This window comes from Runella sp. R0.1_18 (genome assembly GCF_057652155.1).
This window is the reverse complement of the sequence record NZ_JBYFCK010000002.1, coordinates 220,936-245,809: the sequence shown is the minus strand read 5'-3', so window position 1 is coordinate 245,809 and position 24,874 is coordinate 220,936. Positions and strand designations below refer to the sequence as shown.

The following is a 24,874-nucleotide window of genomic DNA, read 5'->3' as shown; positions in this document are numbered from 1 at the left end:
AAACAAAATGCGAAACATCCTTCTTTTAATGGCGTTGGCAGTTTTTCTTTCTTCTTTTTGGGTAGAAACCAAAGAGAAGAAAGCAGAATTACATCCCTATAAGCTGGTGTATCCTTCGTCTTTTGGTAGCCGTTTTGTTATTCCTACCAATAATCCGACGACGGAAGAAGGAGTGGCGTTGGGGCGAATGTTGTTTTATGAGCCGCTGCTTTCGAGTACCAACAGCGTTTCGTGTGCCAGTTGCCATGAGCAAACAAAGGCATTTTCGGACGGGCGACCATTGAGCATAGGGGTTTCGGGAAAACCAACCCGACGAAATTCGATGTCGTTGGCGAACTTGTTGTGGGTCAAAAATTTGTTTTGGGATGGGCGAGCCAGTGGCCTTGAAAATCAAGCGATTTTTCCCCTGACGCATCCCGACGAAATGGGGCAGTCGCTGGAGGTATCGGCGAAAAAGTTGGCCAAAACAGCTCGGTATCCTTCGCTTTTCCGACAGGTATTTGGAACATCATCCATCACAGGAGAACAGATAACCAAAGCGTTAGCTCAATTTGAACGAACGTTGATTTCGGCCGATTCACCTTACGACCGTTCGTTGCAGGGAAACTACACGCTCACGGCTTCCGAACGGCGAGGCATGGAACTGTTTATGCGAGGTCCCGCGCCCGAACGCGGAGTGCGGGGAGGCAACTGTGCCCATTGCCACGGCGGAGCTAAGTTGATGCAAGAAGTATTTCATAATAACGGCCTAGACAGTATCGCCGTAGTTGACCGAGGCAGGCAAGAAATTTCGGGTGATGAATTGGATAATGGCCGTTTTCGAGTGGCAACTTTGCGCAACATCGCACTGACAGCACCTTACATGCACGACGGGCGTTTTAAGACGTTGGAGCAAGTGCTGGATCATTACAATGAGCATTTTCATTTTAGTCCTAACCTTAGTCACGAACTGCGCACGTCGCACAACGAACCTACTGGACAACGATTAGGACTGACTTCTTCCGAAAAAAAGGATATTATTGCGTTTTTGCACACCCTCACAGATTCGACATTTATTACCAATCCCGCGTTTTCGAATCCGTTTGAGACGAAAAAATGATTATTCGATAGCGTTTATACTGAACCAGTTAATGAAGAAAATACTTTTGTTTTTGTGGCTGATTAGCCCGCAGTTATACGCCCAAACTGTGCGCGTAGCGGTGGCAGCCAATGCGCAGTTTGTGATGGAAGAACTAGAAACGGTGTTTGAGAAACAAACAGGCATTCAGCTAGAAGCCATTATCAATTCGTCGGGAAAAATTACGACCCAAATCCAACAAGGAGCGCCGTTCGACGTATTTTTATCGGCCGATATGCACTACCCCGACATACTTTTTAAAGAAGGGCTAACCACCGCCGCTCCCAAGATTTATGCCTACGGTGCTTTGGTCGTTTGGGCCATCGGAACAACTAAGCCTACGAAAGACTTGTCGTTTTTGACCCAGCCTTCCATCAAAAAAATAGCCCTTGCCAATCCCAAGCTTGCCCCCTACGGAGTTGCAGCCCAGGAGGCACTCAAGTATTATCGTTTGTTCGACAAAACGCAAGAAAAGTGGGTCATGGGGGAAAGTATTTCCCAAGTAAATCAATACATTGTTTCGCAAGTAGTTGAGGTAGGTTTTACGGCCAAATCGGTGGTATTAGACCCTTCCCTGAAAGACAAAGGAACGTGGGTAGAAATAGACCCCAAAACCTACAGCCCGATTGCACAAGGCGTGGTGTTGATCAAAAAGAAAAACATTGAACCCAGTTTGGCGGCCCGCCGTTTTTATGATTTTTTGTTTAGTAAGCGCGCACACGCTATTTTTCGGAAGTTTGGGTACCGAGTAGGGGGCGCAACACCACAAAAATGATGAACATGGATTGGGAGCCAATTTGGCTCACGTTTCGTTTGGCAAGCATTACCACGGTACTTCTGCTGTTGGTTGGGATACCGCTTGCGGCTTGGTTGTCGGCTACTAAAATCAAACTCAAACCTTTGATAGAGGCAATCATCAGTATGCCTTTGGTCTTACCACCGTCGGTGTTGGGGTTTTATTTTTTATTGGCATTTAGTCCAAACAGTACCTTGGGGCAATGGTTAGAAAAAGCGTTTAATCTGCGATTGGTGTTTTCGTTTGAAGGGCTCGTTGTGGCGTCGATGATATATAGTTTGCCTTTTATGGTACATCCTATTCAAGCAGGCTTAGAAAATCTTCCCCCGTCTTGGCAGGAAGCATCTTTTACTCTTGGCAAATCGCGCGCTACTACCTTATTTCGAGTCTTATTGCCCAACATTAAGCCTGCGCTGTTGACGGGTATTGTGTTGTCTTTTGCGCATACCATTGGCGAATTTGGGTTGGTGTTGATGATTGGAGGAAACCTGCCAGGACAGACGCGCGTAGCATCCATCGCCATTTATGACGAGGTCGAAACGCTCAATTATGCCGCTGCGCACAGTTATGCCGCACTATTATTGGTCATTTCTTTGGTGATTTTAGTACTTGTGTATCGGTTTAATAAACGTCTGACCGTATGATAGAGCTTGACCTCCAGTTACCGCGCCTTTTTGCCGATGGCCAGGGAGAGCTACGTATTCAGCTTTCGTTGGAGTCGCATAGCCTGACGGCTTTATACGGGGCATCAGGGGCGGGCAAAACAACGTTATTGCGATTGTTGGCGGGTTTAGAAACGCCTGCGGTGGGGCGAATTGTCGTGGACGGTGATACGTGGCTGGACACTTCTTCTCAGATAAATGTACCCGTTCAGCATCGTTCGATTGGCTTCGTTTTTCAAGATTCGGCGCTTTTTCCTAATATGACTGTTCGCGAAAACTTGGCTTACGCCGCTGCGTCGCCGAAAGAATCGTTGATTGATGAATTGTTACAAAGTATTGGTTTAGAATCGCTTGCGTATCGAAAGCCCGATGTGTTGTCGGGAGGACAGCGGCAGCGCGTAGCGTTGGCACGGGCTTTGGTGCGACGACCCAAGGTGTTATTGCTGGACGAACCGTTTGCTTCGTTGGATGCTACAACTGCGCAAAGCCTACGGGAAGTATTAGGCAATTTGCATCAACAATTCCAAACGACGACGTTGCTAGTCACTCACAGTCAAGAAGACATTCGTCAGTTGGCCGACCGAAAGGTTGAAATTGAGCGTGGGCGAGTCAAAACGGATGAGGACAAAGCCACCGAGCCCGCACCGATGTGGGGTGTCATCACAAAATTAGACCGTGAGAATGGTTATCTCGAAACCGATACGATGCAAATTCGTTTTGGAGCTTCTACTCCTTGGCCCAACGACCTAAAAGTAGGGGATGAAGTGTCGCTGCTTTGGAAAAACCGAACATAATTCACTGGAAAAAACCTTTGATTTTCTCCAAAAACCGCATAAATTGTCGTCTATAAACATTTTTTACAAAAAATAATTCAGCTATGGCGAATCCAACCTTATCCGAAAAATCATTCATCAAAGCCGCTCAAGAAGGTATTGGGCAAGGCGCGATGACTGTCCAAGGTACAGTCAACAAAATCATTTTATTAGGCGCTTTGGTCATTGCTTCTGCCGCAGGCAGTTGGTTTTTATTTGCCTCCAATCCTGCACTTATCATGCCTTTGGCCATCGGCGGAGCAATTGCGGGTTTGGTCATTGCCCTCATTTTGGCTTTTAAACAACAGCTCGCGCCCACACTTGCGCCCATTTATGCCATCGTAGAAGGGGTATTTGTAGGAGCTATTACCCTGGTATTTGAAAGTATGTACCCAGGCATCGGGTTATCGGCGGTGTTGTTGACGTTTGCCATTTTGGCGGGGATGGTCGGTTTGTACAAAGCGGGGGTCATTCGGGCAACTCCCACGTTCAAACGGACGGTAATGGCAGCTACGGCTGGCGTGGCTATTTTTTACTTGGTGGCCATGGTATTACGCATGTTTAGCATCGAAATGCCACTTATTTACGACACAGGCTGGTTTGGAATCGGCTTTTCGTTGTTTGTAGTGGGGTTAGCAGCCTTCAATTTAGTACTTGATCTCGACAGAATCGAACAAGGTGCGGCGTACGGCGCACCCAAATACATGGAATGGTACTGCGCATTTGGGATGATTGTTACTATCGTGTGGTTGTACATAGAAGTGCTTCGCTTGTTATCTAAGCTCTCAAGCCGCGACTAGGCGTTCAATTTTTGTAAACATAAAAAAGACACAGGGGGCAACTTCTGTGTCTTTTTTGTTTGAAACTGAGCGAGTAAACAATAGTGAAATAGTTATATTTCTTGAGTATTTTTCTGGCTTTTATTTTTTCGCTAATGGAATCTTGTTTTGTTTATTACTAACAGATATAATTTAACCAATAATTAGTTTGAAAATTTGACTTTATTTAAAATAATCATTGGAAAATATTCATATTTGCCATAAACTTGTGCATGTTTATTGCCAAGCAACAAAAGATTTTTCGCTCTTTGTAATTACATATTTTAATTCTGAATGGCCGCAACTATGTAAGAATTAAGCCTCTCTTGTTTGTGATACGAATGCGAGAGGATTATTGGAAAATTACCATTATTACCCAATAACTTAATATAGTTCGCCCATGAGAAAGTTTTTATCTACGCTCTGTTTAGTAGGTGCGATGCTGACATGCTTGGTCAGTCACGCACAAGACCGCATTTTAAAAGGAAAAGTCCTTGACAAAGACGGCGCCCCACTTCCTGGAACCAGTATTGTCATCAAAGGTACTGACCGTGGGACTTCGGCCAGTTCTACGGGAGAGTTTAGCCTCTCTGCTCCCCCTAGCGCCACTACGCTCGTGTTTTCATTCATTGGCTATAAGCCCATGGAAATGGCCATTGGCTCACAGACTTTGTTCAACATTACGATGGTAGAAGATGCGTCCATTTTGAACGAAGTCGTTGTCACAGCCTTGGGGATTGCCCGTGAAAAGAAAGCCTTGGGCTATTCGGTGCAAGAGGTTAGCGGAAAACAAATGACACAGGCCCGTACCACCAACTTCGTCAATGCCTTGGCTGGCAAAGTGGCTGGGGTGCAAATTACGGGCTCGAACGGTGCGCCAGGGGCTTCGTCGCGGATTTTGATTCGTGGTACAAGCTCAATCGGTAGCAACAACCAGCCGCTTTTTGTGGTTGATGGTGTGCCCATCGACAACGGTAACTACGGTTCAGGAACGGGCGTTGACTACGGAAACGGTGCAGCCTCCATCAACCCTGACGATATCGAAAACGTAAGTGTATTGAAAGGGCCAAGCGCGGCGGCTTTGTACGGCTCACGCGGTGCCAACGGTGTTATTTTGATTACGACCAAAAGCGGAAAAGGCGCGAAAGGTATTGGCGTTTCGGTCAACTCTAATACCGCTTTTGATACGCCTTTCCGCCTTCCTGAATGGCAAAACGAGTACGGCCAAGGAAACAAGGGCTTGTTTTCGTTTGTGGATGGAACGGGTAAAGGCGTCAACGATGGCGTGGACGAAAGCTGGGGACCTAAAATGGATGGTCGCTTGCTTCCACAATTCGACTCGCCGCTGGATGCCAACGGTATTCGTACTGCTACTCCGTTTGTGCCTCATCCTGATAACGTTACCAACTTTTTTGAAACAGGTAAAACTTATACCAACAACATCGCCATTACAGGCGGAAATGACAAAGGAGACTTCCGTCTTTCGTTTACCAACTTGAGCCAAACGGGAATTTTGCCAAACACCGATTACAAACGCCGTACGGTTTCGTTGAACGCAGGCTGGAATTTGACCAAAAAATTGAGCATTCGCGCAACGGGTAACTATGTGGTGGATGGTAGCGATAACCGTACCAACTGGGGTCTTTACTTTATCTGGTTTGGTCGCCAAGTGGACGTAGAAAAGTTGAAAAACTACCAAGCGCCCAACAGCATTTATCAGTACAACTGGAACTACAACTACTGGACTAACCCGTACTACGTGTTGAATTTGAGTACGAAATTTAACCAACGTGACCGTGTGTATGGAAACTTGGCGGCTACCTACAAGTTTAACGATTGGTTGACCTTGACGGGCCGTTCAGGAACGGATGTGTACATTGATCGTCGCAAAACCAAAAATGCAGCCCGTATCGACAACCTCAACGGTGCGAAACAGTACGATAGCTACAATGAAGAACAAATTTTTATTCGGGAATCAAACTCGGATGTATTGTTGAGCGCAACCCGCAAGTTTGGTGATTTTGACGTATCTGCCAACGTGGGAGCCAACCATCGTAGCAATTATTATCAACGTAATTACATGGGAGCGACTGAATTAGCCATTCCACGCGTATGGAACCTCGGTAACTCTCGCCAAGCAAAAGTGGCCGAAAACTCTTTCTCTGAAAAAGCAGTAAACAGTGTTTATGCGGCGGCTAACTTCGGATTCCGCAACTATCTTTTCTTGGATTTGACGGCACGAAACGACTGGTCGAGTACATTGCCTGCCAACAACCGCTCGTATTTCTACCCATCGGCCGCATTGAGTGCCATTGTAACCGACATTTTGGGCCTAAACTCACCTGTATTATCATTTGCCAAAGTACGTGCAGGGATTGCTCGCGTAGGTAACGACACCGATGCCTATCGTTTGATTCAAGCCTATAAGTACGAAAACCCGTGGGGGAGTACGCCTACGTTGTCAGAAAACAACGCGATGTTGAACGCTTCCCTTAAACCTGAGTTGACAAACTCGTACGAAATCGGGGCGGAATTTAAGTTTTGGCGCAACCGCGTAGGCTTGGATGTAACCTACTACAACAAGCAGTCGTCGAACCAAATTTTAGATGTTAATATCTCTCAAACAACGGGCTTTAATTCTAAATTGTTGAACGCTGGAAAAATCGAAAACAAAGGAATTGAAGTACAACTCAGTGCTACGCCTGTGAAAGTGGGTGATTTTCAGTGGGATGTGGCAGTCAACTGGGCGCGTAACCAAAACAAAGTAATCGAATTGGCAGATGGCCTAACAACCTATACTTTAGGTACTGTTCGCGGGATGACCATCGAAGCGCGCGTAGGACAGCCTTACGGTACGTTCTTCGGACAAGGGTTTGCCCGTGACCCAAGTGGTAATATCATTTACGACAAAAGTGGTTATCCAACGCTCAACCCAACTCGCCGTATCTTAGGAAGCTTCACGCCAAAATGGTTGGGTGGTTTGCAGAATACATTCACGTACAAGAGCGTCTCGTTGAGTACCTTGATTGATGTAAAATACGGCGGTGATATTTTCTCGCAAAGTGTGAACATCGGTCGTTATACGGGGGTATTGGCTGAGACGGTGTTAGGGCGTGAAACAGGAATCGTTGGCGAAGGAGTTGTCAATACTGGCTCTACAACCGAACCTGTATATGTACCAAACACAACCAAAATTTCGTCGGAAGAATGGCACCACAAATACTACGCGTTGACCAACAACGAAATGACGATTTTTGATGGTAGCTATGTAAAACTTCGCGAAGTGAGATTGAGCTATATGCTTAGCAATCAGTTGATTAAAAAGCTGCCTGTTCGCGACATTACGGTATCGGTTGTAGGCCGTAACCTCTGGTTGATTCACAGTAATGTGCCACACATTGATCCTGAAACTAGCTTCTACAACGATGGCAATTTGCAGGGAATCGAAAACGGTCAAATTCCAACGACGCGCTCGGTTGGCTTCAACATTAGTTTTAGCTTATAAAGGTGTCAAGGTCAGACGATAGTCGGACCGTATTTCCATGGGTCTGGCTCTCTCTGACCTTGACACGCAGGACAAGAAAGTTACGGTCTGACTATCGTCTGACCTATCACATAATTTTTTCTATTACGACAATGAAAAGACTTTTTTCTTCTTTCCGATACAAAGCCGCGTTGGCGGCGGTGATGCTGAGTGTTTCGGCTTGCACCGACAAATTTGACGAAATGAATACCAATCCCAATGCCCCAGCTATAGCAACGGCTGACCTGTTTTTGCCGCACGGCATCCAGAGCGCGGTTGATACCTATTGGGGTGGTTCGTTGGGAATGGATATTGGTAACTTAATTCCGCAGTATTGGGCACGAATCCAATACACCGACATCGACCAGTACTCTATCTCAAGCAGTGTGTATAGCGATACTTGGCAGACTTTCCACATCGAAGCCTTGGCCGATTATCAACGTATTTATAAGCTGGGGGCGGAAATTAAAAACCCTAATTACCAAGCCGTGGCCATCATTATGCGCTCGTGGGTGTTTTCATTATTGACGGATATTTACGGAGACATCCCCTATTCTAAGTCGCTTCAAGGGCTGGAAGGTGAGTTACAACCTGCGTACGACACCCAAAAAGATATCTACGCAGGTTTGATCAAAGACCTCAAAACGGCCAACGACATGATTGATGCAACGGACAAAACCAAGGCGATTGCGGGTGATATTTTGTTTGCCAATGATGTCACAAAGTGGAAAAAATTTGCCAATTCGTTGAGTCTTCGCTTGTTGAATCGGATGCTAAGCAAAACCGACGCGGCCATTGATGTAAAAGCCGAAATCAACCGAATTTTGAGCGACCCTGCTAAGTACCCTGTCATTGGGTCGGTGTCGGAGAATATTCAGTTAAATTATATCGATGCAACAAACAACAACAACCCGATTAACCAAAACCGTAAAACGCGCGACGACCACCGTGTAAGTGCTACGCTTGTGAATAAGCTGGCGGCGTTGAAAGATGCGCGTTTGGCGGTATATGCCGATAAGCCTGCCGATGGCGGGGATTATAAGGGCGTTCCAAACGGACTTTCAAACGCGGATGCCAACACGCTGGGCTTATCGAAAACCTCGAAAGTAGGCGCGTACTTCGTGAGCGCAACGGCGCCAGGCGTGATTATGTCTTATTCAGAGTTGTTGTTTATCAAAGCTGAAATGGCCTACAAAGGCATTACAGCTGCGGGCGACGTAGCCACTAACTACACCAATGCTATTACGGCTTCGCACACCCAATACAAACTTACTGTAGGGGCCGATTACTTGGCGGCCAACGCGCTCAAGTCAGGGACAGAGGGGTACAAGCAAATCATGGAACAAAAGTGGATTGCGATGTACGGGCAGGGAGTCGAAGCATGGACGGAATTCCGTCGTACGGGTATTCCTGAGCTGAAACCAGCGGTTGTCAACGTAAATGGTGGCGTTATTCCTACGCGTTTGCCCTATCCAGGTTCGGAAGAGTCATTGAATTATACCAACTTCAGTGCCGCCCTGAAGGCCCAAGGAGGAGTCAACGACATGAAGCTCAAACTTTGGTTTGCTAAATAATTCGATAGTGGCGTCAGAGACGCACCACCCTTTTTGACCCAAATGGTAGTTTGGGTCAAGCTATTGCGCCTCGACGCTGCGTTGGGGCGCAAATAGTTTTCTCAGTAGTAGAACAAGAGCTTTTGAGTATTTTTGATTTAGATTTTTTTCGTTTGTTCACTTATTTCTCAATAAACTATAAAAACATTCCAATGAAACCCCTTTTCCGTACCACCCTTTCTGTATGTTTAGCCGTTGGGGCCTTGTCGGCTACTGCACAAGATGATGCTGCTTTGTTAAAAAAGGCAAAAAAAATCCACGATAAGGCATTTACACTAGATACACACGCCGATACCCCTATGCTGCTGTCGCGTGGTGGGTTTGACATCACCAAAGACAACGACGCACGAACGACCAATAGCAAGGTGGATTATCCGCGCATGGTACGTGGAGGACTAGATGCCATCTTTTTTGCCGTGTATTTAGGGCAGGGGCCGCGTACGCCTGAAGCCCACGAAGTGGCAAAGAAAAAAGCATTGAGTATTTTTGATGCCGTCCATACCACCCTGAAAAACACCAGTTCAATGGCTGCGTTGGCTACTACTCCCGAAGAAGCGATTAAGATTGGCAAAACAGGCAAACGTGCGATATTTATTGGGGTAGAAAATGGCTATACCATTGGTCATGATTTGGGGATGTTGCAGAAATTCTATGACTTGGGAACCCGCTACATGACGCTTTGCCATTCGAGCAACAACGACATTTGTGATTCGTCAACCGACCCAAAAGGTGCTGAATACCAAGGGTTGAGTCCGTTGGGAGAGCAAGTAGTAAAAGAAATGAATCGTTTGGGGATGATTATTGACGTCTCTCACGTATCAGATTCAACGTTTTATGATGTCATTCGCCTATCGAAAGTACCAGTAGTTGCTACGCACTCTGGCGCACGCGCCATTTGCAACCACCCTCGAAACCTCACCGATGATATGCTAAAGGCATTGGCCAAAAACGGCGGTGTTGTTCAACTCAACTTGTTGAGTGACTACATCAAGACGATTCCGCCAAGTGCCGAGAGAGAGGCTGCGATGAAAGAATTATATGCAAAATACAGCATCAAAGACCGCCGTGGCATGATGACGTTGCCCGAAGCAGAGCAGCAAAAAGCACGGGCTGATTTTATGGAGTTGAACAAAAAGTTTCCTATTCAATTGGCGACAGTGAAAGATGCCATCGACCATATCGACCACATGGTAAAACTCATTGGTATCGACCACGTAGGCATGGGGGCTGATTTTGACGGAGGAGGCGCGTTGGCAGACTGCTTCGACGTAAGCCAATACGAAAACATGACAATTGAACTGGTACGTCGTGGGTATTCAAAAAAAGACATTGAAAAAATTTGGAGCGGTAATTTCTTCCGTGTGATGAAAGCCGTTGAAAAAGGTAAAACGGGCGAAGTAAGCCTGAAATAAAAGTAAGTGAGACAACAACGAAAATGAAAAGAGTCGGGCGTTTGCTCGACTCTTTTTTATGAAGAAAAGGCATTGGCACACTTTTTTCGCTATTATTGGTACTTATCAATGACGATTACTTATGTTGCCTATGTTATTTTTACGTTCAAAATTACCCCAATTTGCCCGCTTTGTTTTCTTAATCTTCCTTGCCTTTGGCACTCAGGCTCAGTCGATTTCAGGGATTAGTTTGCCCTCCTTTGCGCAGGATACAGTGAAGCGTATTTCGATGCGAGGTATGTTTTCACAAATCAACAATACCGCCACTGTGAGTGACTGTAAAACGGGGAAAATTGTCCACATTTTGCCCCAAAAAGCCTACAAAGACCTCATGGAAGCCTACCAAGAAGTGAAACAAACGGGCGAAAATAGAATGTACGTCGAAATACAAGGGTATTTTAATGACAATCGTTCTGAAAAACTCATTGTTGAGGAACTGCGTTTTTATGAAAACACCTCGGTCTGTCCTTCAGTCGCCAAATCTTACATTGCCCGTATGAAGGCCGATTTTGTCGAATATGGCGAAATGACCGTCGGTTGGGGGATTAAACTGGGCATTGCGGCGCTGATACTTATTTTGGGGTTTGGACTGATTAATTTTTTGGATAAACCGCTCAAGTCGTTTATTGACAAACGCAGTACCATCGACCCCTCCGTCAAGAGTTTTTTAAAAAGTTTGCTATTTATCAGCCTCCGAATTACACTCATTATGATTGCGGGTGGGTTTCTGGGGATTCGGGTTACGGGGATTGTGGCGTTGTTTAGTGCTGCCACGTTGGCCATTGGTTTTGCCCTGCAAGGAAGTCTGTCCAATTTTGCGGGAGGTTTTATCATCTTGTTGATGAAACAGTTTAAAGTGGGGGAAAAAATCACCGCCCAAGGCTACACGGGGCAAGTGCGTGATATTTTGATGTTTAATACCGTCTTGGATACGGGCGATGGCCGTCGCGTGATGATTCCCAACGGGCCGCTGCTCAACAGCACCATTATCAACCATACCCGAGCGGGATACGAAAAACGGGTGCTGAAGATTTTTACCACTTCTGACGTGGACACTGAGCACCTAAAAGCCATTATTTTGGACCAAATGGGCACGCTAAACGATGAAACATTGAAGCTTACACCCGACGTAAAAGTAACTGACTGGAATGGCGACCGCCTCGAAATTACCCTTTCTTACCAGACGCCTGCGGCACTGAGCGGAGAGGTTTATGAAAAGGTCATTCAACAAATGAATAACCGCCTGCGGACAGAGGGAATCAAACTGTATCCTTCTATGACTACTACCTAGAGGAAGGTTGAGCCGTGCGTGAGTGAGCTTTGTCGTAATCCGTTTTTGTTATACACCTGCACACATCACTATGAAACTGCTGCTTGAAGAAAATATTGATGTTCGCATAGGGGAAGCACTTTGTTAAGTTGTCATAGCTTCAAAACAGTCAATTAAAAACGTTTCGAACAGCTATGAAAAAGTCATTGGCCCTCTTTTTGTTTGCGCTTCTTGCCGTATTTACTCAATCGTGTGTGTTTATCTCAGAAGGTACCCTCACACCCCGCGACCCTAGTTCTCAGACATACAACCTGCGTGATTTTGACCAGCTCGAAATGGGCAACGCCTTTGATGTGAGCGTTCGCCAGTCGGGGCAGTTTAGTATTTCAGTACGGGGCGACCGCCGTGATATTCAAGATTTGGAGGTATATGTTGAGCGTTCGGGTAAGCTAGTGATGAAATACCGCAACTGGCGCGCGCGCCGCTACGAAATGGAAGTGGACATTACGATGCCTACCCTCACCGAGGTTGATTTTTCGGGAGCAACTACTTCCACCATCGAAGGTTTTACCAACGGTCGCGCGCTCGACGTAGAGTTGTCGGGGGCGTCTAAGTCGGTCATCGACAGCGATTGGGATCGTGTCAATGTAGATCTTTCGGGGGCTTCTAATCTTACTTTGCTAGGACAAGGGCTTACGATTGCAGGTGAGCTTTCGGGCGCTTCACGCATTGATGCCTTCGATTATCCCGTCGATAATGTCGATTTAGACCTTTCAGGAGGAAGTAATGCGCGTGTGTTGGTGGACAAAACCTTGAAAGTCAACGCCAGCGGAGGAAGTACCCTGCGCTACCGTGGCACGCCTGAATTGCGCTCCAATATTTCGGGTGGAAGCACCGTAAAGCCAGATTAAGCCAAAAAATTCCTACCTTTGTAGCTCTTTTTGAAAAAGTCGTTAATTGTTATCTGTTAACTGTTAATTGTGGATACCTTAACTACGATTAACGATTAATTAATAACGATTAACGGCATTTTTTTACTCGAAAAAAATTGCCCAATGAACTACAAAGAGTATAAAGGTCTGGACTACGCGCAGGTGGGGAAAGAAATCCTGCAGTTCTGGAAAGAAAATCAAATATTTGAGAAATCAGTCGAAGTACGGGAAGGGTCACCGTCTTTCACATTTTATGAAGGACCTCCGTCGGCCAATGGCACACCTGGTATTCACCACGTCATGGCCCGTACGATTAAAGATATTTTTTGCCGTTACAAAACCCTTCAAGGCTTCCAAGTGAAGCGAAAAGGAGGCTGGGATACGCACGGCCTACCGATTGAGCTTCAAGTAGAGAAAGAATTGGGCATTAGAAAAGATGACATTGGGGTAAAAATCAGCATCGAAGATTACAACAAAAAATGCCGTGAGGCCGTGATGCGATTTACCGATTTGTGGCTCACCATGACCGAAAAAATGGGGTATTGGGTGGACATGGACGACCCGTACGTGACCTACAAAAACGACTACATCGAAACGCTTTGGTGGTTGCTCAAGCAGCTGTATGACCAAGGGCTTTTGTACAAAGGCTATACCATTCAGCCGTACTCTCCTGCGGCGGGAACGGGGCTTAGTTCGCACGAGCTAAACCAGCCTGGTACCTACAAAGATGTTAAAGACACGACCATCGTTGCCCAGTTTAAAGTAAAATTGACGGGAAAATCGGCCTATTTGTTTGATACTGCCGATAGCGATGAGATATATATCTTAGCATGGACGACCACTCCTTGGACGCTCCCTGCCAACTCCGCCCTGACGGTCGGAAAAGACATTACGTACGTCCTTATCAAAACCTTTAATCCTTATACCTATTTGCCAATCAATGTCGTATTGGCGAAGGATTTGGTTGGAAAATATTTCTCAGAAAAAGGCAAAGACGGTGATTTTGCAGCCTACAAAGATGGCGACAAAGTTATTCCGTGGTCGGTGCTAATGGAGTTTAAAGGCGAACACCTCGAAGATATTCAGTACGAACAGCTATTACCTTACGTGCAACCGTTGCAAGACGCCGACAAAGCCTTCCGCGTTATTTTGGGTGACTTCGTAACGACCGAAGATGGTACGGGCGTTGTTCATACCTCTCCTACGTTTGGCGCCGATGACTTCCGCGTGGCGAAAGCCAATGGCGTGCCTGCCATCATGGTGCGCGACGAAAGTGGGAAAGAAGTGCCCATCGTGGACCGTCAAGGACGTTTTGTGAAAGAAATCGGCGAATTTGGTGGACGTTTTGTCAAAGAAGAATACTACTCGACCGAAGAACGTAACGACCCTGATTTTCGCCCAACGGATGTGCTTATCGCCATCAAGTTGAAGGAAGCCAACCGTGCGTTTAAAGTAGAAAAATACGAGCACCCGTACCCGCACTGCTGGCGTACTGACAAGCCCGTATTGTACTACCCGCTCGATAGCTGGTTTATTGCTACGACCAAGAAAAAAGACCGCTTGGTAGAACTCAACAAAACCATTAATTGGAATCCAGAAAGCACAGGAACGGGGCGTTTTGGAAACTGGCTCGAAAACCTCGTGGACTGGAACCTTAGCCGTAGCCGTTACTGGGGTACGCCCCTGCCGATTTGGCGTAGCGAAACGGGAGAAGAAGCCTGTATTGGTTCGGTAGAAGAACTGACGAATGAGCTTCAAAAGGCAATTGACAGTGGTGCTCTTAGTCCTGAGCAACAAGCAAAAAACGAGTCTTTCTTACAGTCAAAAGGAACGGAATCCTTTGATTTACACCGTCCTTACGTGGACGAAATCTATTTAGTATCGGACTCAGGTAAAGTGATGTTCCGCGAACCAGACCTTATCGACGTGTGGTTTGACTCAGGAGCGATGCCGTATGCGCAGTTCCACTTTCCGTTTGAGAACCTCGACAAGTACCCTCAAAGTATGGGCGGTACGGCAAGCGATGGCAAAACGTCGTTCCCTGCCGATTTTATTTCGGAAGGGGTTGACCAAACGCGCGGTTGGTTCTTTACCCTCCACGCCATCGCAGGTTTATTGTTTGATTCAGTCTCGTTTGAAAACGTGGTTTCGACGGGCTTGGTGTTGGACAAAAACGGCAACAAAATGTCGAAACGTTTGGGCAACGCCATCGACCCTTTTGAAACGATTGATAAATACGGCCCCGACGCTACGCGTTGGTACATGATTACCAATGCCGAACCGTGGGACAACCTCAAATTTAACCTCGACGGTATCGCTGAAGTACAACGGAAGTTTTTCGGAACGTTGTTTAATACGTATAACTTCTTTGCGCTTTATGCCAACCTCGATGGCTACAAAGTAGAGCAGTTCAACCGCGTGCCACGCGAACAACTGAGCGAACTCGACCGCTGGATTATTTCCAAAGTTTATACGCTTGTGAAAAACGTAAGCGAGCAATTTGACGGTTATAATCCGACCAAAGCAGGTCGCTTGATTCAAGATTTTGTGTGCGACGACCTTTCCAACTGGTACGTTCGTCTCAATCGCCGCCGTTTTTGGCAAGGAGAAATGAGCGATGACAAACGCGCTGCGTACGAAACGCTCCAACATTGTTTGGCGGCTGTAGCACAATTGATGTCGCCGATTGCGCCTTTCTTTGCCGATTGGCTTTACCGTAACCTTACCGACCACGTACGTGCCGAGTCGATTGAAAAAAATACGCCGTTCAAACACGAATCGGTACATTTTACCGAGTGGCATACCTACGACGAGTTCTGGGTAGATGCTGAGTTAGAACAATCGATGCAGTTGGCACAAGACATCTGCTCGTTGGTACACTCGCTCCGTAAAGGCCATAAAATTAAGGTACGTCAACCGTTGACCAAAGTCTTGATTCCTGTACTGAGCGATAAAGTTCGTGAACAAATCGAACACGTTGCTCCTATCATCATGAGCGAAGTAAACGTAAAAGGTGTTGAGTTTGTAAGCGATGATTCGGGTATTTTAAAGAAAAAAATCAAGCCAAACTTCAAAGCACTTGGGCCTAAATACGGCAAAAACATGAAAGCCGTAGGAGAGCTAATCAATGCGATGAACGAAGAGCAAATTCGTGAAGTTGAAAGAAATGGGCAAGTGACTTTGACAAGCGGCGATACGACGTTTGAGATTCTTTTGGCCGAAATCGAAATCTTGACCGAAGACGTACCAGGGTGGTTGGTAGCGAGCCAAGGTAGCCTCACCGTAGCGCTTGATGTTACTATCACCGACGAATTGCGCCGCGAAGGGATTGCCCGTGACATTGTGAACCGCATCCAAAACTTGCGCAAAGACAGTGGCTTAGAAGTAACCGATAAAATTTCTATCCAGTTGGAAAACAACAACGCAGAGCTTGCCGACGCCGTTGCGACCAACAAAAACTACATCTGCCAAGAAGTACAAGCCGTTCAGCTCGACCTCGTCGCTGACCTCAACGGCAGCGCTTCCGAAATCGAAATGGATGAGTTTTTACTTAAAGTGAAGATTGAAGTAGTGTAATCTTCCAGTTGCGTTCGGGCGATAGCCTGAACGCAACTGGCTAAAATTTAATCAATAATTCGGCTTGTTCGCGGAGGAGTTTATTGATGAGTGGGTCAATTACTTCACCATCAACAAAATTCTTTTTCATAAACGGAATTTTGACCCGTTGGGCAAGCACGTGCATTCCTAAGTAGCTAAAGACGTCGATCAAGTGGCTCAGTGCCAAAGCCGACCCCTGCACGCCATCCGAAATTCCGACCAAGGCTGCCTTTTTGTGAAGCAGCTCGCTAGGGTAGCCAAGCCCGTCGATAAATACTTTGAGCGCCCCAGGAAACGAACCGTTGTACTCGGGGACGATAAAAACATATTTATCAGATTGCTTCATTAGTTGGCGATATACATTAAAAGACTCATTTTTGCCGTTGTTTTCGTACAAAGCCGACCGAATGAAATCATCGGGCAGGTCTGCAATATCTAAAATCTGGCTTTCGGTACGGAGTTCAGAAAGCAGGGTTTGGTAAAATATAGCCACCTGTTTCGATTTAGAACGGCGGCGATTTGTACCCACAACAATGGTAATCATAGAGTTTTGGAGAAAATATTTTTAAATGTAACTCAAAACTCACCGTAAATTGTTCTGAAAAAGTTAACCAAATTGCGATTTCTCAAAAAACTATCTACACATGGCTCGTTTTTCTCGTCTTCACGTATATCAAACCTTACTCGATGTTCCTATTGTTCCACTTTTTAGCAGCCAAGATATTGATGTTTGCAAAAACGTCCTGAGCGCTTGTTACAAAGCAGGGATTCGGGTTTTTGAACTTACTAACCGTGGAGATTTTGCCCATGAATTATTTGCTGAGTTGGTAAAAACCGCTCGTACAGACTACCCCGACTTGATTTTGGGGGTAGGAACCATCATCGACCCTGCCACAGCGGCGTTGTACCTGCAACTAGGCGCCAATTTTATTGTCAGCCCAAGTTTCGATGCCGACGTTGCCAAAGTGTGCAACCTCCGAAAAATTGGCTATTTGCCAGGCTGTGCTACGTTGACCGAAATTTCGACGGCAGAGTCATGGGGCGTTGAAATCATCAAATTATTCCCAGGCGATACGCTTGGGCCTTCGTTTGTGAAAGCATTGAAAGCACCTATGCCGTGGACGACCGTACTCGTGACTGGCGGAGTAGAACCAACTGAAGAAAGCCTGCGTACGTGGTTTGGCGCGGGCGCAGATGCTGTAGGGATTGGCTCACGCCTACTTACCCCCGAAATTCTCCAAAAGAAAGATTGGGAAGCCCTCGAACTTCGCGTAAAAAACGCACTGGACTTAGTAAAGTAAAGTGCCCGTGCTAAGGGTTTCTCAAAACCCGCCTCTCGTGTGCTGAGGGTTTCTCAAAACCCGACCCTTTGTGTCCCAAAACAAAAACTTTGAAGTAGATTCCAACCATTTTAGCTTCTACAGCGTCATAAAGTCAGAACGGATTGCATGAAAGATGAACGTACGCTAGTTGAGGGGTGTCGAAATAAAGACCGCATTGCCCAACGAACGCTCTATGAGCGCTTCGCTGGACGGATGTTTGCGGTCTGTCAGCGCTATACCCGTAGCCGTTTCGAGGCCGAAGACGTACTTCAAGAAGCATTTGTGAAAGTTTTTACGCAAATCCATACCTTTCGTTATGATTGTCCGTTGGAGGCATGGATAAAGCGAATCATGATAAATACGTCGATTTCGTATTTACGGAAGGAGAAAGCTTATTTAGATCAAGCCGACGTGGACGACTATGCGGATGCGGTTTCGGAAGGGGAAACGACCATCTCGGGCATGGAATACCAGCAGCTCCTTGGCATGGTTCGTGAGTTGCCTGCGGGGTGTCAGTCGGTATTTAACCTGTATGCCATTGAAGGTTATCAACACAACGAAATTGCCCAGATGTTGGGAATTTCGGAAGGAACCTCCAAATCGCAGTATGCTCGGGCAAAGCAGCTTTTACAAGCCAAGATTTTAGAAACAAACAATACGAACTCTTCGTAGAGAGAAAAGAAGTGGGGGAAAAAACAAAGAGTTTGTACATCAATTGAATACTACAACCAACATGGCTTCTTCGGAAGAACATACTTTTGAAAACGAATGGCGGCGACGTTTCGACGATGCTTCTGAGACGCCACCTCCTGTACTCTGGGAGCGAATAGAGGCGCGCTTAGAGGAGGAGGAAGAAGAGCGCGTCATGGTGATTCCATTCTGGCAACGGACACAGCAGCTACGCTGGGTGGCCGCTGCGAGTGTTACCGCTTTGCTTTTGGCCGTGGGAGGATGGTGGCTAAAAACTAACCTTCCCGAAAAATCAGTGGCTGCTTCGACGGAGTTGGGTCAACAACCGCGCGCTGTAGAGGCCACTAAATCAGAAAACCTAAGTGTGTCGTCAGCCAAAGAAAATGACCCAAAAACAAGTTTAGCCACAAAGAGCGAACCTGTGGGGCCTGAGGTTGCCGCAGAGACGTCAACGAAAGTGACACGGGAAAAAGAACAAGTCGCTTCTTCACCTTTGTTGGGAGAGACTGCACGGCTTATGGCTAGTTCGTCTAAAAGAAATGGAGCCCAAAAAGTAAGAGCTGCGAGACAAGAATCTAAGCAACCTGCTACACCAGCTTTGATTTCGCCTTTTTCTGAACAAACAATCGCTTCAACAACGACCCAAAACGCAACGCCCAGCAGCGGTGGAAAAATGAGTGCGAAAGGGGGGACTTCAGCCGAAATACCAATGGCAGTTTTGTCAGAAGGAGGGCAGACTGCTGTTCTATCAGAAACAAAAGTAAGCCCCAAAATGACATTGGCGTTTTTAGAAAGTAAACAATTGCGGCAGTTATTAGGGCATCCAAAGCGCCAACTTTGGGTGGCTGTTCCTTCGGCACCTGCTGCGTTTGAGAAACCAAAACAGTTGCCCAAAGAATATTGGGCGTCGGTAGGCGTAATGCCAGCAAGCTACAATGCAGGGGTCGAAATAGGCAGCAGGGGAATGTTGGCGGCTGCAAGCAACACACCTTTATATAACAACTCGGCGTCGTTTAACAACTCTGCAAGAGCTTCTTCAGGTACTAACCGCTCGGCGCTTTCTTACGCGTTCCAGTGGCAAGGAGGAGTGCAGTTATCCTCACGTTGGTCGTTGGAAAGCGGAATCAACTACCTTCAAGGAAACTCTATTTATCAGGGGGTAAATGCCTTTAGTACGTTGAGTAACAGCTATATTAATAGCCTTGAAAGCGCCATTAACGTGAGTGATAATAATATTCCTCGCTATGATTTTGCGACGATTGGCTCGGACAAATCACTCGTGCAGACCTTATCTACTACGCAGGATATTAGCAACTCATATCAGTTTGTACAAGTACCAGTCCAAACGGGTTTTGCGCTTATTAAACCCAAACGTAAATTTTCATTGTGGCTTTTGGGGGGAGTTATCAATAATATTTTCTTGAAAAACTCTTTCCAGACTGGACAAGATAATACGGTGACTGTAAGTGGAAATGACAGCCCTTATCGCCGCTTATCGTTTGCGGCTACTACAGGTATGCGCCTTCAATATAAAGTAAACAAACGCTGGACTACCTTGTTGTCTGGGAATTATCAGCGCTCGGTCGGTTCAACAACCCGAGCCAATGCGGCTTTCCAAGCTCGTCCTCAGCTCATGGGCGTAGGCGCGGGAGTTCGTTATGGATTTTAGTTGACATTTTTGGCAAACTGAGCCATGGTTGTGGTCGGTTTGCCAAGTTCTTCCCACGTACTTTGAGCAGCGAATGGTTCGGGATGTTCAATCATTGCTTTGATGACGTGGTAGCCATAGTCTGCTTGGCGGTTTAGCACTCCTGCCATTTTTAAAACCCACAGCGGTAGTTTTGCCGTTTTTAAAGAACGTTTGGGGTAATGCGCCCGATAAACTTCTGCGGCTTCGTCAACCGTCAACGCTTCTGGCCCTTGTACGATATATTCTTTGCTTTGGTTGGAAAGAACCAAGAACGACTGCGCTACTTGTTTTCCATAATCAGCTCCAGCAATCCAGTAGTTTTTCACAAGTGGCCCACCTGCCAATAAAATTCTTCCTGCCTGAACCATTCGTTCGGGGAAAGTTTCCATAAACGACGATGGATAGAAAATGGTGTAAGGAATCCCCGTTGCTTTGATGCGCTTAATGGCTGCTCGTTTCCAGTCAAAAATCCACCATTGAAACCCTTGGTAAGCTTGAATAATGGAAGATAAATAGGCAATGCGTTGAATCGGAAATTCACCAACGACCGAGAGTATATTTTGGAGGCCATCCCGCTCGCCAATAAAATCAGTAGGCTGTGCCGTTTGTTCAAACGAAAGGCTTAAATAGACGCCTTCGGCTCCTTCTAGCGCCTTACGAATGGCCGACGTGTCAGCCAAATCTCCTTTGATTAAAGTGACCGATGAGGGTAAAACTTCTTTCGCTTTTTGTAGGTTTCGTACCAAGGCAGTTACCTCAAAGCCTGCTTCTACAAGGGCGTGTACAACGGGTTTGCCCAATAACCCTGTAGCACCAAAAACGGTAATTTTTTTCATACAAAGACCTTCATTTTACTACTTATTGCCAAGTAAAACCTCAGGAGCGACCATTACCCGCGAATTTTCAGAGGCATTTTCGAGGTTGAGAACACCACGCGGGCATACGGCAGAACAAACGCCACATCCTACACACGACGACCGCACGATGTCTTGGCCGCGTTGGGCGTAAGCGCGCACGTCGATACCCATTTCGCAGTAGGTCGAACAGTTGCCGCAGGAAATGCACTGACCGCCGTTGGTCGTAATGCGGAAACGTGATTTCTTTCGCTGCCACATGCCAAGGTACGCCGCCAACGGACATCCAAAACGGCACCAAACGCGGTTACCCATCATTGGGTATAAACCCGTTCCGACAACACCTGCAAAAATGCCTCCTATCCAAAAGCCGTATAACGAACGTATGCTGTAGCTATCAATAAAAAGCACCGTGGAAGAACCGCTAAAGTAAGTATATAAAACCATGGCAGTCATCACTACTGCTGCCCCCAACACTGCATGGATGAGGTAGCGTTCTATTTTCCAGGCCGCCAAAGATTTATCCGAAAGTTGTCGATAAGGGTCACCGAGGGTTTCGGCCAAGCCGCCACAGCCGCATACCCAGGAGCAATACCAACGTTTTCCGAAGAAATAGGTCAAAATAGGCACCCCTACGACGAACAATACAATGCCCCAAACCAACATGAAAATGCCCAAATTTCCGCTTTGGAGAAGGCTGTTGAGGTTATAATCGAAGAAAAAGTCGTAATCAAGCGGCCAAATATTTTTGAAATCGAAGTAAGGTTTGTTGAGACTCACCAAGATTTCGGGCAGGAGAAAGGCAACGGCCGTTTGAAAAAATACTACTGAGGCCGTCCGCACTTGCTGGTAGCGGTTGTGGCGGTATTTGATGGCCATTCTTACCCCCATAACCAACACACAAACCGTATAAATAAACCCATACAAAAACCACCGACTCGCTTCTGCACCATTAAGCGCTCGACTGATGGGGTCAACGAGCATTGTCCAGTTGGCTAAGTATTGAGGATAATAATACAGCGCAATGTAAAAAAGAATTAGAAAGGCTCCGATAATCTTGGCAATCCACCCACGGTTGGTGGAAGCATCTTGAAAAATACCGTTGTTTTTATTGCCTGCCAATTGGGTAAGTGCGGGAAGAATAAACAAGAGAGCGCCAACGATAACCAGCCCAAACGTTAGCCCAAACCATAACCAAGGCTGCTGTTTGAGCGAACCTGAAGCGGCGGCTTTGGTTATGGCGAAGCTGTACTCATCGTAGATGACTTTGTCCCATTGTTGGGCAGTGCGGTATTCGTTATTAAGGTTATTGAGAATGGTATCAAAGGCGTACGTAAATTCCCAGCCCGAGTGGAAGGTTTTTTGAACCAAAGGCTGCAAACGTACCCCCAGTGTAGCTTGGTGTTCGGGTTTGAGTTGGGAAGAAATTAGGGTAGGAGTGACGGTAAACTCGTTGAGAGTAAGGGTGTACAGCCACAACCCAAAACCTGCTAAAAGTAGATACAAACCCAGCCGAGATAAAAGTGCCATTTTCTTCAAGTATTTACGGCGAAGATACAGGAAAACCGCTTCACCTTCCCGAAAGTTCTAAAACTTTCGGGAAGGTAACCAAACTTTCGGGAAGGTGGAAAAACAAAAAGCGCGAGACAGGTTGCCTCGCGCTTTAGCGTATGTTACAAAGTGATGTTTACAAAATTGCTTCCGCCAACACCAACACTTTATTATTTAATACTTCTACCACACCACCATCTACGGTAAAGGTTTCTTTGCCGTTACCTTCAATGATGATACTGCCTTTTCCAAGTGTACTTACAAGCGCGGCGTGGTTGTTCAAAATTTGAAACTGACCTTCCGTACCAGGAAATGTTACCGCAGTAGCCTCACCTGAAAAGACTTTTTTGTCGGGAGTGATGATTTCTAGTGTCATAGTGTATCAATTTGAAAATTTGAAAATTTGAAAGATAAACGCTCTATTTCCAAATTTTCAAATCAACTCATTTTCAAATTATTTTCCCGCAGCTTCTTTCAACAAACGCTCACCTTTTTCGATAGCATCTTCGATGGTACCAACCAAGTTGAAGGCCGATTCAGGAAGGTGATCGTAAGCCCCGTCGATGATTTGATTAAAGCCTTTGATGGTATCGTTGATATCAACCAATACACCTTTCAAACCTGTAAACTGCTCTGCTACGAAGAACGGTTGAGACAAGAAACGTTGTACACGACGAGCGCGGTTTACCGTTTGTTTATCTTCTTCCGACAATTCTTCCATACCCAAGATGGCGATGATGTCTTGCAATTCTTTGTAACGTTGCAAGATTTGCTTCACACGCTGAGCACAGTTGTAGTGGGCATCACCGAGCGTTTCGGCCGAAAGAATACGGCTCGTAGAATCTAGTGGATCTACCGCAGGATAGATACCCAGCTCGGAAATTTTACGGCTCAATACCGTTGTCGCATCTAAGTGGGCAAATGTTGTTGCTGGAGCAGGGTCAGTCAAGTCATCGGCAGGTACGTAAACGGCCTGTACGGATGTAATTGAACCACGTTTTGTTGACGTGATGCGCTCTTGCATGGCACCCATTTCCGTAGCAAGTGTAGGTTGGTAACCTACCGCTGATGGCATACGTCCCAAAAGGGCTGATACCTCAGAACCTGCTTGTGTAAAGCGGAAGATATTATCAATAAAGAAAAGGATGTCGCGACCTTGGCCTGTACCGTCTCCGTCACGGAAGTACTCAGCAATCGTCAAACCTGACAATGCCACACGAGCACGCGCTCCTGGAGGTTCGTTCATCTGACCAAACACGAACGTAGCTTGAGAATCTTTGAGTACGTCGTAGTCAACTTTGCTCAAATCCCAGCCACCTTCTTCCATACTGTGTTTGAAGCCTTCTCCGTATTTCATGATACCTGCTTCAATCATTTCACGCATAAGGTCGTTTCCTTCACGAGTACGCTCACCCACCCCTGCAAATACCGACAAACCTGCGTATGCCTTTGCAATGTTGTTGATAAGCTCTTGAATCAATACGGTTTTACCTACACCCGCACCCCCAAAGAGACCGATTTTACCCCCTTTTACGTAAGGAGCCAACAAGTCGATTACTTTGATACCTGTATAAAGTACTTCGGTAGCAGTTGCCAAATCCTCAAACTTAGGAGCAGCGCGGTGAATCGAAAGTCCGTTTGACTTATCAACAGGCTTTAGTCCGTCGATAGGATCACCTACTACGTTAAATAGACGGCCTTTGATATCGTCGCCGATGGGCATTAAGATGGGGCCACCCATGTTTGTTACTTCCATGCCACGTTGGATACCTTCTGTACTATCCATTGCGATGGTGCGCACGCGGTCTTCGCCAAGGTGCTGCTGACATTCCAAAACTACCGTTTGTCCGTTCGGCTTGGTTACTGCCAAAGCGTCAAGGATAGCTGGTAAGCGATTGCCTTCCCCTTCAAAACTCACGTCCACAACGGGGCCAATCACCTGCGTTACTTTGCCTATGCTTGTTGTGTTTGCCATTATTTGTTAAATAAGCGTTATTAGTTGTTTGCGTTCCGCCGCTGCGGTTGTCCGTTAATGTTATCGTTACCCGCTAATTTTGAAGGAATTCCACTCAACGGATACGCGGATAACTATTAACTCATCCTTTCAGGCCGCAAAATTAGGCGTTTGTTTTCTGAAAGCCAAAATTCAGTTATCTCTATTTTGGATATTTTTTAT

19 protein-coding genes are annotated in these 24,874 nt (G+C 46.3%); 14 read left to right on the top strand and 5 right to left on the bottom strand.

The genetic code is table 11. The features are described from left to right. The first annotated feature begins 7 nt into the window (after nt 1-7). From AC23P2_RS03870 to ileS, 11 genes are all read left to right on the top strand, one after another. Complete coding sequence (locus tag AC23P2_RS03870; protein WP_487771975.1) at nt 8-1,099, top strand: cytochrome-c peroxidase; 1,092 nt, start codon at nt 8-10, stop codon at nt 1,097-1,099. A gap of 31 nt (nt 1,100-1,130) precedes the next feature. Next, on the top strand, nt 1,131-1,892 hold the full coding sequence (modA, locus tag AC23P2_RS03865) for a molybdate ABC transporter substrate-binding protein (RefSeq protein ID WP_487771974.1): 762 nt from the start codon (nt 1,131-1,133) through the stop codon (nt 1,890-1,892). Next, on the top strand, nt 1,892-2,557 hold the full coding sequence (gene modB / locus AC23P2_RS03860) for a molybdate ABC transporter permease subunit (RefSeq protein WP_487772256.1): 666 nt from the start codon (nt 1,892-1,894) through the stop codon (nt 2,555-2,557). The genes modA and modB overlap by 1 nt, the downstream gene beginning before the upstream one ends. Further along, the gene (locus tag AC23P2_RS03855) at nt 2,554-3,369 is read left to right on the top strand and encodes a sulfate/molybdate ABC transporter ATP-binding protein (RefSeq protein ID WP_487771973.1); all 816 of its coding nucleotides are present in this window, start codon (nt 2,554-2,556) and stop codon (nt 3,367-3,369) included. Before modB ends, AC23P2_RS03855 begins: the two co-directional genes overlap by 4 nt. An 83-nt stretch (nt 3,370-3,452) precedes the next feature. After that, entirely contained in the window at nt 3,453-4,187 is a 735-nt protein-coding gene (locus AC23P2_RS03850) for a Bax inhibitor-1/YccA family protein (RefSeq protein WP_487771972.1), read from the top strand. A gap of 418 nt (nt 4,188-4,605) precedes the next feature. Next, nucleotides 4,606-7,710: a SusC/RagA family TonB-linked outer membrane protein gene (locus AC23P2_RS03845; protein WP_487771971.1), complete on the top strand. Its 3,105-nt coding sequence runs from the start codon at nt 4,606-4,608 to the stop codon at nt 7,708-7,710. A 131-nt stretch (nt 7,711-7,841) separates the two neighbouring features. Beyond that, nucleotides 7,842-9,302 carry a SusD/RagB family nutrient-binding outer membrane lipoprotein gene (locus tag AC23P2_RS03840; protein ID WP_487771970.1) on the top strand — a complete coding sequence of 487 codons (1,461 nt, stop codon included), beginning with the start codon at nt 7,842-7,844 and terminating at the stop codon, nt 9,300-9,302. Between the two features lie 191 nt (nt 9,303-9,493). Beyond that, nucleotides 9,494-10,753, top strand: a complete 1,260-nt coding sequence (locus AC23P2_RS03835; protein ID WP_487771969.1) for a dipeptidase — start codon at nt 9,494-9,496, stop codon at nt 10,751-10,753. A 121-nt stretch (nt 10,754-10,874) separates the two neighbouring features. Continuing rightward, nucleotides 10,875-12,083 (top strand): mechanosensitive ion channel domain-containing protein, encoded by a 1,209-nt coding sequence (locus AC23P2_RS03830; protein WP_487771968.1) that lies wholly within the window; start codon nt 10,875-10,877, stop codon nt 12,081-12,083. A 173-nt stretch (nt 12,084-12,256) separates the two neighbouring features. Next, the gene (locus tag AC23P2_RS03825; RefSeq protein WP_487771967.1) at nt 12,257-12,973 is read left to right on the top strand and encodes a head GIN domain-containing protein; all 717 of its coding nucleotides are present in this window, start codon (nt 12,257-12,259) and stop codon (nt 12,971-12,973) included. Nucleotides 12,974-13,117: 144 nt separating this feature from the next. Continuing rightward, nucleotides 13,118-16,570 (top strand): isoleucine--tRNA ligase, encoded by a 3,453-nt coding sequence (gene ileS / locus AC23P2_RS03820; RefSeq protein ID WP_487771966.1) that lies wholly within the window; start codon nt 13,118-13,120, stop codon nt 16,568-16,570. A 40-nt stretch (nt 16,571-16,610) separates the two neighbouring features. On the opposite strand, the gene AC23P2_RS03815 is transcribed toward ileS, so the two are convergent. Continuing rightward, on the bottom strand, nt 16,611-17,135 hold the full coding sequence (locus AC23P2_RS03815; RefSeq protein ID WP_487771965.1) for an NADPH-dependent FMN reductase: 525 nt from the start codon (nt 17,133-17,135) through the stop codon (nt 16,611-16,613). A 100-nt stretch (nt 17,136-17,235) separates the two neighbouring features. Here AC23P2_RS03815 and AC23P2_RS03810 point away from each other — a divergent pair, with 100 nt between their 5' ends. From AC23P2_RS03810 to AC23P2_RS03800, 3 genes are all read left to right on the top strand, one after another. Further along, the gene (locus AC23P2_RS03810) at nt 17,236-17,892 is read left to right on the top strand and encodes a bifunctional 4-hydroxy-2-oxoglutarate aldolase/2-dehydro-3-deoxy-phosphogluconate aldolase (protein ID WP_487771964.1); all 657 of its coding nucleotides are present in this window, start codon (nt 17,236-17,238) and stop codon (nt 17,890-17,892) included. Nucleotides 17,893-18,039: 147 nt separating this feature from the next. After that, on the top strand, nt 18,040-18,585 hold the full coding sequence (locus AC23P2_RS03805; protein ID WP_487771963.1) for an RNA polymerase sigma factor: 546 nt from the start codon (nt 18,040-18,042) through the stop codon (nt 18,583-18,585). A gap of 61 nt (nt 18,586-18,646) precedes the next feature. Next, entirely contained in the window at nt 18,647-20,272 is a 1,626-nt protein-coding gene (locus AC23P2_RS03800) for a hypothetical protein (RefSeq protein WP_487771962.1), read from the top strand. On the opposite strand, the gene AC23P2_RS03795 is transcribed toward AC23P2_RS03800, so the two are convergent. The 4 genes from AC23P2_RS03795 to atpD all read right to left on the bottom strand — a co-directional run bounded on the left by AC23P2_RS03795 (nt 20,269) and on the right by atpD (nt 24,673). After that, nucleotides 20,269-21,129, bottom strand: a complete 861-nt coding sequence (locus AC23P2_RS03795) for an SDR family oxidoreductase (RefSeq protein ID WP_487771961.1) — start codon at nt 21,127-21,129, stop codon at nt 20,269-20,271. The genes AC23P2_RS03800 and AC23P2_RS03795 overlap by 4 nt on opposite strands. Nucleotides 21,130-21,147: 18 nt before the next feature. Next, nucleotides 21,148-22,677 (bottom strand): 4Fe-4S binding protein, encoded by a 1,530-nt coding sequence (locus AC23P2_RS03790; RefSeq protein ID WP_487771960.1) that lies wholly within the window; start codon nt 22,675-22,677, stop codon nt 21,148-21,150. 157 nt (nt 22,678-22,834) lie between these two features. After that, nucleotides 22,835-23,074: an ATP synthase F1 subunit epsilon gene (atpC, locus tag AC23P2_RS03785; RefSeq protein ID WP_028525889.1), complete on the bottom strand. Its 240-nt coding sequence runs from the start codon at nt 23,072-23,074 to the stop codon at nt 22,835-22,837. Nucleotides 23,075-23,152: 78 nt separating this feature from the next. Further along, nucleotides 23,153-24,673: a F0F1 ATP synthase subunit beta gene (gene atpD, locus AC23P2_RS03780; protein WP_487771959.1), complete on the bottom strand. Its 1,521-nt coding sequence runs from the start codon at nt 24,671-24,673 to the stop codon at nt 23,153-23,155. Nucleotides 24,674-24,874 lie beyond the last annotated feature (201 nt).